At 68.3% G+C, this 16,303-nt stretch carries 15 protein-coding genes; 12 read left to right on the top strand and 3 right to left on the bottom strand.

What is annotated here, in order from left to right; translation table 11 throughout:
- Positions 1-370: hypothetical protein (locus B551_RS24095; protein ID WP_023265180.1), on the bottom strand; the 370-nt coding region annotated here is incomplete at its 3' end.
- Positions 371-574: 204 nt separating this feature from the next.
- Here B551_RS24095 and ompR point away from each other — a divergent pair.
- The 5 genes from ompR to B551_RS24070 all read left to right on the top strand — a co-directional run bounded on the left by ompR (position 575) and on the right by B551_RS24070 (position 4,921).
- On the top strand, positions 575-1,297 hold the full coding sequence (ompR, locus tag B551_RS24090) for a two-component system response regulator OmpR (RefSeq protein WP_006576352.1): 723 nt from the start codon (positions 575-577) through the stop codon (positions 1,295-1,297).
- Between the two features lie 15 nt (positions 1,298-1,312).
- Positions 1,313-2,662: an ATP-binding protein gene (locus B551_RS24085; protein WP_006576351.1), complete on the top strand. Its 1,350-nt coding sequence runs from the start codon at positions 1,313-1,315 to the stop codon at positions 2,660-2,662.
- A 321-nt stretch (positions 2,663-2,983) separates the two neighbouring features.
- Complete coding sequence (locus B551_RS24080; RefSeq protein ID WP_006576350.1) at positions 2,984-3,532, top strand: peroxiredoxin; 549 nt, start codon at positions 2,984-2,986, stop codon at positions 3,530-3,532.
- Between the two features lie 110 nt (positions 3,533-3,642).
- Positions 3,643-4,164, top strand: coding sequence for a carboxymuconolactone decarboxylase family protein (locus tag B551_RS24075; protein WP_006576349.1), 522 nt, complete (start codon positions 3,643-3,645; stop codon positions 4,162-4,164).
- 181 nt (positions 4,165-4,345) lie between these two features.
- Positions 4,346-4,921, top strand: a complete 576-nt coding sequence (locus B551_RS24070) for a GNAT family N-acetyltransferase (RefSeq protein WP_023265178.1) — start codon at positions 4,346-4,348, stop codon at positions 4,919-4,921.
- A 73-nt stretch (positions 4,922-4,994) separates the two neighbouring features.
- On the opposite strand, the gene ispF is transcribed toward B551_RS24070, so the two are convergent.
- Together ispF and ispD are read right to left on the bottom strand one after the other, a co-directional pair.
- Positions 4,995-5,504: a 2-C-methyl-D-erythritol 2,4-cyclodiphosphate synthase gene (gene ispF, locus B551_RS24065; protein ID WP_006576348.1), complete on the bottom strand. Its 510-nt coding sequence runs from the start codon at positions 5,502-5,504 to the stop codon at positions 4,995-4,997.
- Positions 5,501-6,292 carry a 2-C-methyl-D-erythritol 4-phosphate cytidylyltransferase gene (gene ispD, locus B551_RS24060; protein ID WP_006576347.1) on the bottom strand — a complete coding sequence of 264 codons (792 nt, stop codon included), beginning with the start codon at positions 6,290-6,292 and terminating at the stop codon, positions 5,501-5,503. The genes ispF and ispD overlap by 4 nt, the downstream gene beginning before the upstream one ends.
- Positions 6,293-6,408: 116 nt before the next feature.
- Between ispD and mfd the strand changes: the two genes are divergently transcribed.
- The 7 genes from mfd to B551_RS24025 form a co-directional block, all read left to right on the top strand.
- Positions 6,409-9,984 (top strand): transcription-repair coupling factor, encoded by a 3,576-nt coding sequence (gene mfd / locus B551_RS24055; RefSeq protein WP_157072101.1) that lies wholly within the window; start codon positions 6,409-6,411, stop codon positions 9,982-9,984.
- 253 nt (positions 9,985-10,237) lie between these two features.
- A complete protein-coding gene (gene argE, locus B551_RS24050; RefSeq protein ID WP_023265177.1) occupies positions 10,238-11,452 on the top strand; it encodes an acetylornithine deacetylase in 1,215 nt (404 codons plus the stop codon).
- Positions 11,453-11,635: 183 nt separating this feature from the next.
- Complete coding sequence (locus tag B551_RS24045; RefSeq protein ID WP_043442645.1) at positions 11,636-13,078, top strand: amidohydrolase; 1,443 nt, start codon at positions 11,636-11,638, stop codon at positions 13,076-13,078.
- 196 nt (positions 13,079-13,274) lie between these two features.
- Complete coding sequence (gene serB, locus B551_RS24040) at positions 13,275-14,129, top strand: phosphoserine phosphatase SerB (protein WP_006576344.1); 855 nt, start codon at positions 13,275-13,277, stop codon at positions 14,127-14,129.
- Positions 14,130-14,425: 296 nt separating this feature from the next.
- Positions 14,426-14,701: a hypothetical protein gene (locus B551_RS24035; RefSeq protein WP_006576343.1), complete on the top strand. Its 276-nt coding sequence runs from the start codon at positions 14,426-14,428 to the stop codon at positions 14,699-14,701.
- Positions 14,698-14,982, top strand: coding sequence for a hypothetical protein (locus B551_RS24030; protein ID WP_006576342.1), 285 nt, complete (start codon positions 14,698-14,700; stop codon positions 14,980-14,982). Before B551_RS24035 ends, B551_RS24030 begins: the two co-directional genes overlap by 4 nt.
- 10 nt (positions 14,983-14,992) lie before the next feature.
- A partial coding sequence (locus tag B551_RS24025; protein WP_023265175.1) for a PepSY domain-containing protein occupies positions 14,993-16,303 on the top strand: 1,311 nt, incomplete at its 3' end.

Raw genomic sequence — 16,303 nt, 5'->3', positions numbered from 1 at the left:
CCCTGCCGATGTCGTACAGGCTCTGCCGCAGCTTGCGCCGCTCGTCGGCGGACAGCTTGCCGCCCCGCCCCTGCCGCTCGGCGGCGTCGCGCTCGGCGCGCTGGCGGTTGGTGCGGCCACGGCTTTCGCGCGGCGACGGGCGCTCGCGCTCGTGCCGCGCATGACCCGGATTGCCCGCATAGCCCTCCCCGCCCCGGCCCGGATGGCGCCCGTGTCCCTGCAGCAGCGCGCCGAGTCCCGGCGACTGCGCGGACGCGCTCGCGGCATGCAGCAGCATCGACGGCAGCAGCAGCGCAAGCAGGGCTCCGGCGACACGGCGTCGGGCGCCGGAGGCGCGGCGCGGTTCGGACCGGGTGGATTTCGCTTTCATTGATAATGGCGGTCTGGGGCTTGCCCGCTCGGGCTACCGCTGGACGACGCCAAGGCTCCCGGATCGAGGCTGACCGATTTGCCCTTTGCGGGCAGCGCGCAGTGTAAACGCTGCCCGCTGTGCACTTGGCGAGCCGCAAGGTAAAGTATGTAACCTTTTGTTAAGCCATTTTGACCCCTAGCGAGACTCGCTAAGATTAGCGCCATGGAAAATACCAGCCACAAGATTCTCGTCGTGGACGACGACCCCCGTCTCCGCGATCTGCTGCGCCGCTATCTCGGCGAGCAAGGCTTTACCGTGCTGGTCGCGGAAAACGCCACCGCCATGAACAAGCTCTGGCTGCGCGAGCGTTTCGACCTGCTCGTGCTGGATCTGATGATGCCGGGCGAAGACGGCCTGTCGATCTGCCGCCGTCTGCGCGGCGCCAACGACCAGACGCCGATCATCATGCTGACGGCCAAGGGCGAGGACGTGGACCGCATCGTCGGCCTGGAAATGGGCGCCGACGACTATCTGCCCAAGCCGTTCAATCCGCGCGAACTGATCGCGCGCATCCACGCGGTGCTGCGCCGCAAGGGCCCGGCCGAAGTGCCCGGCGCCCCGTCGGAAACGCCGGAGACCTTCGCCTTCGGCGACTTCGTGCTGAACCTGGCCACCCGCACGCTGACCAAGAACGACGAGGAAATCACGCTGACCACCGGCGAGTTCTCGGTGCTCAAGGTGTTCGCCCGCCATCCGCGCCAGCCGCTGTCGCGCGAGAAGCTGATGGAAATGGCGCGCGGCCGCGAATACGAAGTGTTCGACCGCAGCCTTGACGTGCAGATCTCGCGCCTGCGCAAGCTGATCGAACCCGATCCCGGCAATCCGCGTTTCATCCAGACCGTCTGGGGGCTGGGCTACGTCTTCATTCCCGATGGCGTGAAATAAGTCCCGGCCGTTATCGTGGCGACTGTGATCCGCCGCACGGCCACGCGTTTCTTCGGTTCGCTGTTCTGGCGGACCTTCATGCTGATCGCGCTGTTGCTGGCCATTTCGCTGGGCATCTGGTTCCAGAGCTACCGGCTGTTCGAACGCGCCCCGCGCGCGCAGCAGATCGCGATGCAGGTGGTCAGCGTGGTCAAGCTGACGCGCGCGGCCCTGCTCTATTCCGACCCCGCGCGGCGCCGCTTCCTGCTGCTGGACCTGGTGCAGAACGAAGGCATCAAGGTCTATCCGCGCGAGCGCGACGACGACTTCACCACGCCCACCGCGAATCCCTTCCTGACCCAGCTGGTGCAGCAGGAAATCCGCGGCCGGCTCGGCGGCGATACCGTGATCGCGACCACGGTCAACGACATTCCCGGCGTCTGGGTCAGCTTCGAGATCGAGGGCGACGACTACTGGGTCGCCATCAGCCCGGAGCGCTTCGAGCGCGTGCCGGGGCTGCAATGGCTGTGGTGGACCGTGGCCGCCCTGCTGCTGTCGATCTTCGGCGCGGCCTTCATCACCGCGCGGGTCAACCGGCCGCTCAAGCGGCTGGCCGATGCCGCGCGTGCGATCGGTTCGGGCGGCGATCCGCCGCCCCTGCCCGAGCGCGGCGCCAGCGAGGTCGCCCAGGCCAACCACAGCTTCAACCAGATGGTGCGCGACCTGCGCCAGCTCGACGATGATCGCGTGGTAATGCTGGCCGGCATCTCGCACGACCTGCGTACGCCACTGACGCGGCTGCGGCTCGAGACCGAGATGTCCCCGGTCGACGACAGCACGCGCGAGGCGATGATCGCCGACATCGAGCAGATGGACGCGATCATCGGCCAGTTCCTGAACTATGCGCGGCCCGCGCAGGAGAGCAGCGAGCCGGTCGACCTGTCGTCGCTGGTGCGCGATGCGGTCAACGTCTATGCCGCGCACGATGACATCCGCATCCGCGTGCATGCGCCCGAGCCGGTGATGGCGATGGCCAACCGGATGGAGGTGCAGCGCATCCTCGACAACCTGGTCGAGAACGCGCGCCGCTATGCCAAGGATCCGGACAGCGGCATCGCCGAGGTCGACATCACCACGCGCAATCACGACAAGGAGGCGATGCTGGTGGTGGCCGATTGCGGCGACGGCGTGCCCGACGCCCAGCTGCCGCTGCTGACGCGGCCCTTCTACCGGCTCGACGCGGCGCGCAGCGAGGCCAAGGGCGCCGGGCTCGGCATGTCGATCGTCAACCGCATCATGCAGCGCAATGGCGGCCGCCTGGTGCTGACCAATCGTCCGGCGCCGGACAGCGGGCTGGTCGTCAGCGCGTGTTTCCGCCGCGCGTGAGGCGGGTCCGGAAGGCGCCCGAAACGCGCGGGAAGCGCACCTGAAACGCACCCGAAGCGCCCCGCGTCGCCGTTCCGTCATCGCAATCGTGTATCGTTGCCGGATGGCCGCGGGCCGGACGCACCGCGCCGCTTAGCGCCGTCCCTTGCGGGTCCCTCGCCTATCGGGCTCTTTGAGATTTTCAATTAGCCGTGCCGAGCAGGATGCTGCATACTTCCCATTCGTTGCGCGGCATGCGCAAGGACCCGAGAAAGTCGTCTTCGACGATGGTCGTTTGTCATGCCGCGCTGGCGTCTGTTCAACCGTATCCAGGAGAAGTCCATGAAGACCGTTGGTGACAAGCTCGAACCGTTCCACGTCGTCGGTGTCAAGCCGGGTTTCAACGCCCACGAAGAAAACGGCCAGTCGGCCTTTGAAGACATCACCGAGAAGTCGTTCGAAGGCAAGTGGAAAATCATCTACTTCTACCCGAAGGACTTCACCTTCGTGTGCCCGACCGAGATCGTGGCCTTCGCCAAGCTGAACCAGGACTTCGCCGATCGCGACGCTGTCGTGCTGGGCGGCTCGACCGACAACGAGTTCGTCAAGCTGGCATGGCGCCGTGAGCACAAGGACCTGAACAAGCTGAACTCGTGGCAGTTCGCCGATACCACCGGCTCGCTGGTCGACCAGCTGGGCGTGCGCGAGAAGGAAGCCGGCGTTGCGCTGCGCGCCACCTTCATCGTCGACCCGGACAACACGATCCAGCACGTGTCGGTCAACAACCTGAACGTCGGCCGTAACCCGGAAGAAGTGCTGCGCATTCTGGACGGCCTGCAGACCGACGAGCTGTGCCCGTGCAACCGCGCGGTCGGCGGCGCGACGCTGTAATTCGCGCGACGTCGATGTTGCCGGCGGCCCCGCCGCCGGCAACCGCGCCCCAGTGCGCACCGAAACCCGCTGACGCGGGTTTTTTCCGCCCAAAGCGATAGGAGAATTTGATGGAATTCCTTAATACGATCAAGAATCTCATCCCCGACTATGCGAAGGACATTCGCCTGAACCTGGACGGCACCATCGCACGCTCCTCGCTGGAGGGCAACGATGCCGTGGGCGTGGCGCTGGCCGCCGCCTTCGCCGCCAAGAGCAAGATCATCGTCGACGCGATCCGCAACGCCGGCGTGCTGTCGCCCGAAGAGCTGAATGGCGCGCTGACCGCGGCCGCGCTGATGGGCATGAACAATGTCTGGTATCCGTATGTCGAGATGGCGGCCGATCCCGATCTGGCCAGCCAGCCCGCGGGCCTGCGCATGAACGCGTATGCGACCCACGGCGGCGTCGACAAGCGCCGCTTCGAGATGTACGCGCTGGCCGCGTCGATCGTCGGCAAGTGCCATTTCTGCATCCGCTCGCACTACGAGCTGCTGAAGAACGAGCAAGGCATGACCTCCCAGCAGCTGCGCGATGTCGGCCGGATCGCGGCCGTGATCACCGCCGCGGCGAACGTGATCGCAGCCGAGTAAGGTCGGACCGCGAGTCCTGACCGTGTCCCGCGCACGCGGGCATCCCGGATGATCGATGGCCGCCCCGCGCGGCCATCGTCATTTCCGGCGCGCCGACGCCACCGCGCGTCCGCGTTTCTCCGACTGCATTTGTGCACGGTCCGGCCTACAATCGAGGCAGATTCTGCTTCGCGGACCGTCCATGAGCCAACTGCCCTCGCCCTCCTCGCCGCATTTCCACTATCGCCTCGCCACCGCTTCGGACTGGGGCCAGATCGCCGCGGTCACGCAGGAAGCGTATGCGCAGTACGAGCTCGAGATCATGGAGGACTGCCGCGCGTCGTTCCAGCAGGGCATGCGTTCGGTGCTCGCGACCAAAACGTCCGACATGGAATGGTGGGTCGCCGAGGCCGATCACGGCATCAGCGGCGCGGTGCTGTTCTGCCATCCGGGCGCGACGCTGCAGGCGCTGGACGGCAGCACGGTGACACTGGCCCTGCCCGAGGCGCGGCTGCTGTCGGTCAGCCCGCAGGCACGCGGGCTGGGGCTCGGGCGGACGCTGATGCAGATCTGCATCGAGCGTGCGCGCGATATCGGCGCGCAGGCGCTGGTGGTGCGCACGATGCCGGAAATGGGTGCCGCCAACCGCCTGTGCCAGCAGATGGGCTTCGTCAAGCGGACCGAGGCCGGGGCGCGTTCGGGGCCGCTGGAACGGTTGGTCGACTACGTCTACGCGATCGAGCCGAAGGAAGCCAACGCGCCGCAGCCGGGCCTGTAGCGGCACGCATCGCGCCGAAACCACGACGCCGCGCTCTCGACGCGCTCTCGACGCGCTCTCGACGCGCCGGCGCTCAGTCCTGCGGCGCGACGATCGCGCCGCGCCACAGCAGCACCACCGCCTGCGCGACGATTCCCTCCTGGCGCCCTTCGAAACCCAGCTTCTCGTTGGTCTTGGCCTTGACGTTGCAGCGGCCGGCCGCGATGCCCAGATCCTCGGCCAGATTGGCCACCATCGCGCCAATATGCGGCGCCAGCTTCGGCGCCTGCGCGATCACCGTCGCATCGACATTGCCGACCTCATAGCCGGCCTCGCGCACCCGTCGCACCGCCTCGCGCAGCAGCGCGCGGCTGTCGGCGCCGGCAAAGGCGGGATCGGTATCGGGGAAATGCCTGCCGATATCGCCCAGGCCCGCGGCACCGAACAAGGCGTCGGTGATCGCGTGCAGCAAGGCATCGGCATCGGAATGGCCGAGCAGGCCGCGGTCGTGAGGAATCTCCACGCCGCCGAGCACCAGCTTGCGGCCCGGCACCAGCGCGTGCACGTCGTAGCCTTGTCCCACGCGGATATCGAAGGGCATCATCGCGATCGGTCTCCAGAATAACCAGAAGAAGCGGCGGCGGACGGGCCGCCGAGCAGGACTTCAGCCAGCGCGAAGTCCTCGGGATAGGTCACCTTGAAATTGCGCAGCGAGCCGTTGACCAGCCGTGGCTTCAGGCCGAGCCGCTCGATCGCGCTGGCCTCGTCGGTCACGACCGCGCCGCTGGCAAGCGCGTCTTCCAGCGCCTGGCGCAGAACGCCGACGCGGAACATCTGCGGGGTCTGCGCCTGCCACAGCCCTTCGCGCGGCACCGTGCCGCCGATGCGGGACGGCTGCGAGGGATGCAGCGGTTCCGCCTCGGCACGCTTGAGCGTGTCGGGTACCGGCACCGCCAGGATGCCGCCGATCGCCGCGTCGGGCCCATCGCCATCGTCCCCTTCGACCGCGCGGATCAGCGTATCGATCATCAGCGGCGTCAGGCCGGGGCGGGCGGCGTCGTGGACCAGCACCCAGTCCTGATCCTCCGCGCCCAGCTGGACCAGGTGCCGCAGCCCGTTCAGCACCGATTCATGGCGCGACTGGCCGCCGACGAAGGCCGTATCGAAGCGCAATCCGGCAAAGGCCGCCGAGCCGAAGCGCGCCTCCAGCGGCAGGTCGTCGGGCGCCAGCACCAGCGCGGTCGCGCTGATCGACTCGCACGCCGAGAACGCGGCGAGCGCATACCAGATCATCGGATGGCCGGCCAGCTCGCGATATTGCTTGGGCAGGCCCGCGCCCGCGCGGCTGCCGCTGCCGGCACAGGGAATCAGGGCAAATCGTCGTTCGGACATGCGGCGGACTGGCGGAACAAGGCGGATAACGCGGATAACGGAATGGGGCGGCACCAATTGCGCCGCCGACTGCGGCACCGACTGCGCCACCGAAGGCCGCATCAAAGCGGCACCCGATGGCCGGGCGCTGCGCATTCTATAATACGACCCTCTTCTCGACACCCCCGCCCGCGCTGCCGGCGGGGCGTCGTCGTTTGATTCGAACCGCTTTTATGTCCGACGCCAACTCGCTTTCCGCGCTTCCCGTTTCCACTCAGCTGCCGCTGGTCAAGGCGGGCCAGCGCCACCAGATCGCCGGCCTGCACGGCTCGGCCGATGCGCTGGCGCTGGCCGCCTATGCGCGCGCGCATCACGACAAGGGGCAGATGCCGATGCTGGCGGTGATCTGCGCCAACGCGGTCGACGCGCAGCGGCTGGCCGACGAGATCCCGTGGTTCGCGCCGGAGCTGCGCGTGCGCGTGCTGCCCGACTGGGAGACGCTGCCCTACGACAGTTTCTCGCCGCACCAGGACCTGGTGTCCGAACGCCTGGCGACGCTGCACGATATCCAGACGGGCCAGTGCGACGTGATGCTGGTGCCCGCGCAGACCGCGCTGTACCGGCTAGCGCCGCCCGCCTTCCTGGCCGCCTACACCTTCTTCTTCAAGCAGGGCGAACGGCTCGACGAGGCCGCGCTGAAGGCGCAGTTCACGCTGGCCGGCTACGAGCACGTCAGCGCGGTGATGCGGCCCGGCGAATACAGCGTGCGCGGCGGCCTGATCGACCTGTTCCCGATGGGCTCCGCGCTGCCCTACCGGATCGACCTGTTCGGCGACGAGATCGAAACCATTCGCGCGTTCGACCCGGACACGCAGCGCAGCCTGTACCCGGTCAAGGAAGTGCGCCTGCTGCCCGGCCGCGAGTTTCCGCTGGACGAGGCCGCGCGCACCGCGTTCCGCGGCCGCTGGCGCGAGGTGTTCGAGGGCGACCCGAGCAAGTCGCCGATCTACAAGGACATCGGCAACGGCGTGCCGTCGGCCGGGATCGAGTACTACCTGCCGCTGTTCTTCGAGTCGGCCGCGACGCTGTTCGACTACCTGCCGGCCGGCACGCAGCTGGCCTATGTCGGCGCGATCGACGACGCGATCCGCCGCTTCTGGACCGATACGCAGCAGCGCTACGACTTCATGCGGCACGACCGCGAACGGCCGCTGCTGCCGCCCGCGCAGCTGTTCCTGAACGAAGAGCAGTTCTTTACCGCCGCCAAGCCGCTGGCGCGGCTGGTGCTGCAGCAGGGCCCGGCCGGCGCCGATGCAGCGCCGCTGTCGGCCGCGCTGCCCGACGTCTCGGTCAATCGCCGCGCCGAGGACCCGCTGGTCAACCTGGAGGCACTGCTGCTGCGCAAGCAGGCACGCGTGCTGATGTGCGCCGACTCGGCGGGCCGCCGCGAGACGCTGCTGCAGCTGTTCGCCGACAGCGGCCTGCGTCCGCACCCGGTCGAGGACTGCGCGGCCTTCCTCGCCAGCGACGCGACGTTCGCGATCGCGGTGGCGCCGCTGCAGAGCGGCTTCGTGCTGCCCGGTGCCGACGGCCATCCCGATCTCGCCTTCGTCACCGAGGCCGAGCTCTATGCGAATACCGCGCGCCGCGCCGGCCGCCGCAAGCAGGAGCAGGCCAGCAGCGTCGACGCGATGGTGCGCGACCTGGCCGAGCTGAAGATCGGCGATCCGGTCGTGCACAGCGAGCACGGCATCGGCCGCTACCAGGGCCTGGTCACGCTCGACATGGGCCAGGGCGATGAGGAATTCCTGCATCTGGACTACGACAAGGGCAGCAAGCTGTATGTGCCGGTCCACCAGCTGCATGTGATCTCGCGCTATTCGGGCGCCGATCCGGAGACCGCGCCGCTGCATTCGCTGGGCTCGGGCCAGTGGGAACGCGCCAAGCGCCGCGCCGCGCAGCAGATCCGCGATACCGCCGCCGAGCTGCTGAACCTGTACGCGCGCCGCGCGCTGCGCGAGGGCCATGCGTTCGCGCTGTCGCCGAAGGACTACGAGACCTTCGCCGAGAGCTTCGGCTTCGAGGAGACGCCGGACCAGGCCGCGGCGATCGCGGCGGTGATCGCCGACATGACCTCGGGCAAGCCGATGGACCGGCTGGTCTGCGGCGACGTCGGCTTCGGCAAGACCGAGGTGGCGCTGCGCGCGGCCTTCGTCGCGGTGATGGGCGGCAAGCAGGTCGCGATGCTGGCGCCGACCACGCTGCTGGCCGAGCAGCATTTCCAGACGCTGTCGGACCGCTTCGCCGACTGGCCGGTGCGCATCGTCGAGCTGTCGCGCTTCAAGACGAAGAAGGAGGTCGAGGCCGCGATCAAGCAGATCAACGACGGCACCGTCGACATCGTGATCGGCACGCACAAGCTGCTGTCCGACGACGTGCGCTTCCAGCGGCTGGGCCTGGTCATCATCGACGAGGAGCATCGCTTCGGCGTGCGCCAGAAGGAGGCGCTGAAGACGCTGCGCGCCGAGGTCGACGTGCTGACGCTGACCGCGACGCCGATCCCGCGCACGCTCGGCATGGCGCTCGAGGGACTGCGCGACTTCTCGGTGATCGCGACCGCGCCGCAGAAGCGGCTGGCGATCAAGACGTTCGTGCGGCGCGAGGAAGACGGCGTGCTGCGCGAGGCGATCCTGCGCGAGCTCAAGCGTGGCGGCCAGGTCTACTTCCTGCACAACGAGGTCGAGACCATCGAGAACAAGCGCGCGCGGCTGGCCGAGCTGGTGCCAGAGGCCCGCATCGCGGTCGCGCACGGACAGATGCACGAGCGCGAGCTCGAGCGTGTGATGCGCGATTTCGTCGCGCGGCGCGCCAATATCCTGCTGTGCACGACGATCATCGAGACCGGCATCGACGTGCCGTCCGCCAACACGATCCTGATCCACCGCGCCGACAAGTTCGGCCTGGCGCAGCTGCACCAGCTGCGCGGCCGCGTCGGCCGCTCGCATCACCAGGCCTATGCCTATCTGCTGGTGCACGATCCGGAAGGCTTGACCAAGCAGGCGCAGCGGCGGCTCGAGGCGATCCAGCAGATGGAGGAACTGGGCTCGGGCTTCTACCTGGCGATGCACGACCTCGAGATCCGCGGCGCCGGCGAGGTGCTGGGCGACAAGCAGTCGGGCGAGATCCACGAGATCGGCTTCCAGCTGTACACCGACATGCTGAACGCCGCGGTCAAGGCGCTGAAGGCCGGCAAGGAGCCGGACCTGATGGCGCCGCTGGCGGCCACCACCGAGATCAACCTGGGCACGCCGGCGCTGCTGCCGAACGACTACTGCACCGACGTGCACGAGCGGCTGTCGCTGTACAAGCGGCTGGCCAACTGCGAGCGGCCCGAGCAGGTCGACGACATCCACGAGGAACTGGTCGACCGCTTCGGCCGCCCGCCGGCGCAGGCGCAGGCGCTGATCGAGACGCACCGGCTGCGCATCGCCGCGGTGCCGCTGGGCGTGCGCAAGATCGACGCCGGCGAGGCCTCGATCAGCGTGCAGTTCGTGCCCAACCCGCCGATCGACGCGATCCGCATCCTCGACCTGGTGCAGAAGAACCGGCATATCAAGCTGGCCGGCCAGGACAAGCTGCGCATCGAGGCGAAGATGCCGGACGTGGCGGTGCGCGCGCAGACGATCAAGCAGACGCTGCGGCAGCTGGCTTGAGGGGTGATGGGCTGTGGGATGACGGGCGGCGGTTGCCCTGTCCCCCACCCTCTCCCGCAAGGCGGGAGAGGGAAGCGTCCTGCCTGCAATCGGGCGCAGGAGTTCTGCAGCGAAGGCCGCAGCTGAAGCGCTCGCGTTCGGCCCCTCTCCCGCTTGCGGGAGAGGGTTGGGGAGACGGCCGCCCACTGGGCAAAGTGGACCCCACCACATATCCGGGTGTAGGATCGGACATCCAACAGCGTGATCCTGCCGCATGCCTGCCCATACCCCTGCCCCCGCCGACGCCCTCGCCGATGCCCCCGAACACTCCGCCCTCGACTGGACCCGCCGGCTGATCGAGTTCGACACCACCAGCCGCGAGTCCAATCTCGGCCTGATCGAAACGGTGCGCGACCACTTCGTCGCGCAAGGCCTGAAGCCCCACCTGAGCTACAACCCGCAGCGCAACAAGGCCAATCTGCATGTCATCGTGCCCGCCGCCGACGGCAGCGAGCAGCGCGGCATCGTGCTGTCCGGGCATACCGACGTGGTACCGGTGGACGGCCAGGACTGGAGCACCGATCCGTTCCGGCCCGCGCTGCGCGACGGCCGGCTGTACGGCCGCGGCGCCTGCGACATGAAGGGCTTCATCGGCACCAGCCTGGCGCTGTTGCCCACGCTGCTGCAGGCGCGGCTGCGCGAACCGGTGCACTACGCGCTGTCGTTCGACGAGGAAGTCGGCTGCATGGGCGCCCCCTATCTGATCGACGACCTGCGCGAGCGCGGCATCCAGCCCGCGGGCTGCATCGTCGGCGAGCCGACCAGCATGCGCGTGATCGTCGCGCACAAGGGCATCAACGCCTATCGCTGCTGCGTCAAGGGCCAGGCCGCGCATTCCTCGCTGACCCCGCGCGGCGTCAATGCGATCGAATACGCGGCGCGGCTGATCTGCTTCATCCGCGACCTCGCCGACGAGTTCCGCGCCAAGGGGCCCTACGACGATGCGTTCGACGTGCCCTTCACCACCGCGTCGACCGGCACGATCCAGGGCGGCATCGCGCTGAACACGATTCCCGCGCTGTGCGAGTTCGTGTTCGAGTACCGCAACCTGCCGGGCGTCGATCCGGAAGCGATCCGCGCGCGCATCGAGGCCTATGCCAACGATGTGCTGCTGCCGCGCATGCGCGCCGAGCATGCCGACGCGGGCCTGAGCATCACGCGGATCGCCGCGGCACCGGCGCTCGACGCCGCCGAGCGCGATGCGATCACGCAGCTGGTGCGCGCGCTGACCGGCGACAACGCGATCAGCAAGGTGGCCTACGCCACCGAGGGCGGCCTGTTCCAGCGCGCCGGCATCCCGGCCGTGGTCTGCGGGCCCGGCGACATCCAGCAGGCCCACAAGGCCGACGAGTTCGTCGCGCTGGAGCAGCTCGCGCAATGCGAGGCCTTCCTGCACAAGGTCGTCGACAGCCTTCGCCTCGCGGCCTGACGGCTCCCGTCCAACGCCAGGACACCGAAGACACCAGTCCCCGGAAGCGCATCGCGCTTCCTCACCGATGGCCTGAACGGCCGGGCCGCGCATGGTCCGGCCGGATCGACAAGGGGCACGCAGAGGCCCCGTTGCAGCATGCACCGCAACACCAACCACAACGACACCAAAGGAGAACTCGACATGGCAGCACGCCGCTCCCCCGCTCCCGCCCGCACCCAACGCTTGCTGACGCTGCCAGCCGCCCTCTCGGCGCTGGCAGCGGCCACCGGCCTGCTGTGCGGCTCGGCCCTGCTTTCGCCGGCAATGGCGCAGACCGCATCGCCGGCCCCGTCTTCAAACACGGCAAGCGCGACAAGCACCGGCGACCCTGCGCTGCACGCGCAGATCGAGACGCGCGCCAAGGCCGCCGAGGCGCGGCTGATCGCCTGGCGGCGCGACATCCACCAGCATCCGGAGCTCGGCAACTACGAGACGCGCACCGCGAAGCTGGTGGCCGACCATCTGCGCAAGCTCGGCATGGAGGTCAAGACCGGCGTCGCCAAGACCGGCGTGGTGGGCCTGCTCAAGGGCGGCAAGCCCGGGCCGGTGGTGGCGCTGCGCGCCGACATGGACGCGCTGCCGGTCAAGGAGCGCGTCGACGTGCCGTTCGCCTCGAAGGCCAAGGGCAAGTACCTCGGCAAGGAGGTCGACGTGATGCACGCCTGCGGCCACGACACGCACGTCGCGATCCTGATGGCGACCGCCGAGGTGCTGGCCGGCATGAAGGACCAGCTGCCCGGCACCGTCAAGTTCATCTTCCAGCCGGCCGAGGAAAGCCCGGCCGATATCGAGCCGGACGGCACCAATATCTGGGGCGCCAAGCAGATGGTGGCCGAGGGCGTGCTGGAGAACCCGAAGGTCGATGCGATCTTCGGCCTGCATGTCAGCAGCGGCATCGAGTCGGGCAAGCTGGCCTGGCGCAGCGGTCCGGCGATGGCCGCCGCCGACCAGTTCTGGATCGACGTCAAGGGCCGCCAGACGCATGGCGCACGTCCGTGGGGCGGCATCGACCCGATCGTGGTGTCGTCGCAGATCGTGATGGGCCTGCAGACGATCCAGAGCCGGCAGGTCAATGCGATGCTGGAGCCGTCGGTGATCACGGTCGGCACGATCCACGGCGGCAACCGGATGAACATCGTGCCCGAGAAGGTCGAGATGATGGGTACGATCCGGACCTACGACGAAGGCATGAAGAAGGATATCCATGCGCGGATGAAGCGCACCACCGAGTCGATCGCGGCCAGTTCCGGCGCCGAGGCGACCTTCCGCGTGGTCGAGCTCTACAACGCGACCGTCAACCAGCCCGCGCTGACCGAGAAGATGGCACCGACGCTCAAGCGCGTGGCCGGCGACGGCAACTGGATGCTGGCGCCCAAGGCCACCGCGTCGGAGGACTTCTCGTTCTACCAGGAAAAGGTGCCGGGCCTGTTCTTCAATCTCGGCGTGACGCCGAAGGGCACCGATGTCACCAAGGCGCCGTCGAACCACTCGCCGGAGTTCTACGTCGATGAGCCGGCGCTGATCCATGGCGTGCGGGCGCTGTCGAACCTGACGGTCGACTACATGACGATGGCGCAGCGCTGATCGGCATGGCGCAGGGGCAGGCGCGGGACGATTACAATAACGTCCTTTTACCGCCGCCCCTGCCCCGGCACCGTCGGCCCCGCGCTTTCCTGTCGCCCCCCGCGCACGCGGGGGCCCAGCGGCCTCCTGGCCGCTGCCGGTTCAACAAGCCGCTGGGTCCCCGCCTTCGCGGGGACGACGCAAGACTTGATTTCCCATGCCCCTGATCGTCCAAAGCCTCCAACCCATCGCCTCCCAGGATATCGACGCGTTGCGCGCGCTTGCCGACGCGCCCGGCCTGAGCCTGCGCAGCGACACCGTCGCCACCGCCGAGGCCTGCGCGCCGCTCGACGACCGGCTGCGCGATGCGCTGGAGGCGTTTTGCGAGCCGCGCCGGCTCGACTGGGCGGTGCTGCCGACGCACCGGAAGCTGTCCGACTTCCGGCTGGTCGCGATGGACATGGATTCGACGCTGATCACGATCGAGTGTATCGACGAGATCGCCGATTTCTGCGGGCTGAAGGCCGAGGTCTCGGCGATCACCGAGGCCGCGATGCGCGGCGAGATCACCGACTTCAACGAAAGCCTGCGGCGCCGCGTCGCGCTGCTGAAGGGTCTCGACGCCAGCGTGCTGGACCGCGTCTACGAGGAACGGCTGCGGCTGTCGCCGGGCGCGGAGCGGATGCTGCAGGCGGCGCGCGCCGCGGGCCTGCGGACGCTGCTGGTATCGGGCGGCTTCGTGCACTTCACCGAGAAGCTGAAGGCCCGGCTGGGCCTGGACTTCACCCGCGCCAATACGCTCGAGATCGTCGACGGCAAGCTGACCGGCCGCGTCGAAGGCGAGATCGTCAATGCCGAGGTCAAGGCCCGCACCGTCCGCGAGGCCTGCGAAGCGATCGGCGCCGACCCGCGCCAGGCCATCGTGATGGGCGACGGCTCCAACGACCTGAAGATGATGGCGATCGCCGGCCTGTCGGTCGCCTTCCGCGCCAAGCCGGTGGTACGCGCGCAGGCCAGCGTGGCGTTCAACCATGTCGGACTCGATGGGTTGTTGAATCTGTTCCCCGGCTGACGCTTCCCCGCGGGCTTCGCTGCCGGCCTCTGTAGTCCTCCACCGCCTCATTGCCCTCTCCCCCAGCCCCTCTCCCGCAAGCGGGAGAGGGCAGCAAACCGACCGCTTTTCCGACCCGCGCACTGGGTTCTCCCTCTCCCGCTTGCGGGAGAGGGCCGGGAAGAGGGCGATTTCCACCGGCCGCTGCCTCGCTCCCTCCCCGTCTATCAATACATTGCAAACAATATCAATAACTTGCATCGTCAAATACGAATCATTACCATTTGTGTTTTGAATTCGGTAACAAAATATTGGCGATGCAACTCTTTGCCGCTCTACTCGGCCTGGCGGGCGCTGCCTGCCTGTATCTGGCCGGTCCCAACCAGGTGCTGCTGCGCCAGCCTCCCCAACGCCGGATGATGGTTTGGCTCGGCATCGTGCTGACCTCGGCCGGTGCGGTCGGCTGGTCGGCCGAGCACAGCTGGCCCTCCTCCATCGCCGCGACGCTGGCCACGCTCGGCACCGGCCTGTCGCTGTGGCCCTTTCTCGGCTGTTATCTGCACAAGCGCCGCGGCGGCGAGGAGGCGGCATGAACGGCGGCATCGGCACCAAATGGCTGGCCGGCACGCTGCTCGGCTTTCCGCTGTCGCTGGCGGTCTGCACGCTGGCCATCCTGTGGCTGCCGGGCGGCTGGCAGAGCGGCATCATCGGCGCGGTGACCGCCAGCCTGCCGCTATGGGTCGCGATCATCAGCACCAGCCTGCTGTTTTCCAGCAGCCGCGCCGCCTGGCTCTGGCTGGGCGCGGCCAACCTGATCTGTTTCGGTGCGTTGTGGGGATGGCGGCTGATGGCCGTGCCCGGCGCGGCCGCGTAAGGAGTCCCCCATGAAGGCTGCAACGCTGCGCGTTTATCAGACGCTGCATACCTGGGTCGGCCTGATGGCCGGCTGGGCCCTGTTTATCGCATTCTTCGCCGGCGCGATCACCGTGTTCCACCACGAGTTGCACGAGTGGCAGTCGCCGGCGCGCATCCGCGGCGAGACCCACGCCGCCGCCAAGCCCTCGCCCGAGGACCTGGACCGCTTCGTCGCCACGCTGGTCAAGGCCCATCCCGAGGCGGCGGCCAGCGTCTATATCGGCCTGCCGACCGAAGGCGAGCCGCACACCACCGCCTACTGGATGGATGCCAAGGGCGAGTGGCAGACCACCAACGAGGAAAAGCTCGGCGCCGGACGCACCTCGCCGCAGGACACCTCGCTGGACGGCGTCCGCGGCGAGCTGTCGAACTTCCTGAACGCGCTGCACTACACGCTGGGCCTGCCGATGCAGGTCGGCATGCATTTCATGGGCGTGGTGTCGGTGCTATACGGGCTGGCGCTCGTTTCCGGCGTGCTGCTGCACCTGCCGCGGCTGAAGAAGGACCTGTTCGCCGTGCGCCCGGGCCGCAACCTGAAGCGCTTCTGGATGGACGCGCACAACGTGATCGGCCTGTTCAGCCTGCCCTTCCACTTGGTCATCGCGATCACCGGCGCGCTGTTCTGCGTGTCGATGACGCTGGCGATGGCCTTCAACGTGCTGACCTTCGACGGCAAGCTGATGTCGGCGCTGCCGACCGCGATGTCGTCGGTGCCCGAGGTGCAGGCGGCCGGCAAGCCGGCCCCGCTGATGCCGGCACGCGAACTGATCGAGATCGCGCAGCGCACCGCCGGCGAGGGCTTCAAGCCCAATTCGGTGCGCTACCAGCGCGTCGGCGACGCCAATGCGCTGATCGAGGTGCGCGGCGACAGCGAGCGCGCGCTCGGCAACTTCGGCTCGGTCGGCATTCACGCCGCCGCGGGCCAGCCCGACAGCGGCCGCGTGATCGCCAACCAGACCGCCAGCGGCCGCGACGCGAACCACGGCCTGTACAGCGCGCTGTTCGCGCTGCATTTCGGCACCTACGGCGACCTGGCCCTGCGGCTGGTCTACCTGATCGCCGGGCTGGCCGGGGCCTTCCTGTTCTACTCGGGCAATCTGCTGTGGATCGAGTCGCGGCGCAAGGCGCGCCAGGCCGAGCAGCCGCGCGTGCACCGGCTGCTGGCGCAGGCCACCGTCGGCGTCTGCATCGGCTGCTGCGTCGGCGTGGCGGTGGCCTTCACCGGCGCGCTGCTGTGGCCCGAGCGTCCGTCGTCGTTCGTCTACTTCCCGGTGTTCTTC

Source organism: Cupriavidus sp. HPC(L) (assembly GCF_000307735.3).
In the GTDB taxonomy this organism is placed as follows: domain Bacteria; phylum Pseudomonadota; class Gammaproteobacteria; order Burkholderiales; family Burkholderiaceae; genus Cupriavidus.
The sequence above is the reverse complement of the archived record's forward strand: the minus strand, read 5'-3'. Positions and strand labels throughout refer to the sequence as shown.

Coding starts and splice junctions, on each gene's coding strand:
- ompR (WP_006576352.1), top strand. CDS start 575: ATGGAAAATACCAGCCACAAGATTCTCGTCGTGGACGACGACCCCCGT.
- B551_RS24080 (WP_006576350.1), top strand. CDS start 2,984: ATGAAGACCGTTGGTGACAAGCTCGAACCGTTCCACGTCGTCGGTGTC.
- B551_RS24075 (WP_006576349.1), top strand. CDS start 3,643: ATGGAATTCCTTAATACGATCAAGAATCTCATCCCCGACTATGCGAAG.
- B551_RS24070 (WP_023265178.1), top strand. CDS start 4,346: ATGAGCCAACTGCCCTCGCCCTCCTCGCCGCATTTCCACTATCGCCTC.
- ispF (WP_006576348.1), bottom strand. CDS start 5,504: ATGATGCCCTTCGATATCCGCGTGGGACAAGGCTACGACGTGCACGCG.
- ispD (WP_006576347.1), bottom strand. CDS start 6,292: ATGTCCGAACGACGATTTGCCCTGATTCCCTGTGCCGGCAGCGGCAGC.
- mfd (WP_157072101.1), top strand. CDS start 6,409: ATGGCCGGGCGCTGCGCATTCTATAATACGACCCTCTTCTCGACACCC.
- argE (WP_023265177.1), top strand. CDS start 10,238: ATGCCTGCCCATACCCCTGCCCCCGCCGACGCCCTCGCCGATGCCCCC.
- B551_RS24045 (WP_043442645.1), top strand. CDS start 11,636: ATGGCAGCACGCCGCTCCCCCGCTCCCGCCCGCACCCAACGCTTGCTG.
- serB (WP_006576344.1), top strand. CDS start 13,275: ATGCCCCTGATCGTCCAAAGCCTCCAACCCATCGCCTCCCAGGATATC.
- B551_RS24035 (WP_006576343.1), top strand. CDS start 14,426: ATGCAACTCTTTGCCGCTCTACTCGGCCTGGCGGGCGCTGCCTGCCTG.
- B551_RS24030 (WP_006576342.1), top strand. CDS start 14,698: ATGAACGGCGGCATCGGCACCAAATGGCTGGCCGGCACGCTGCTCGGC.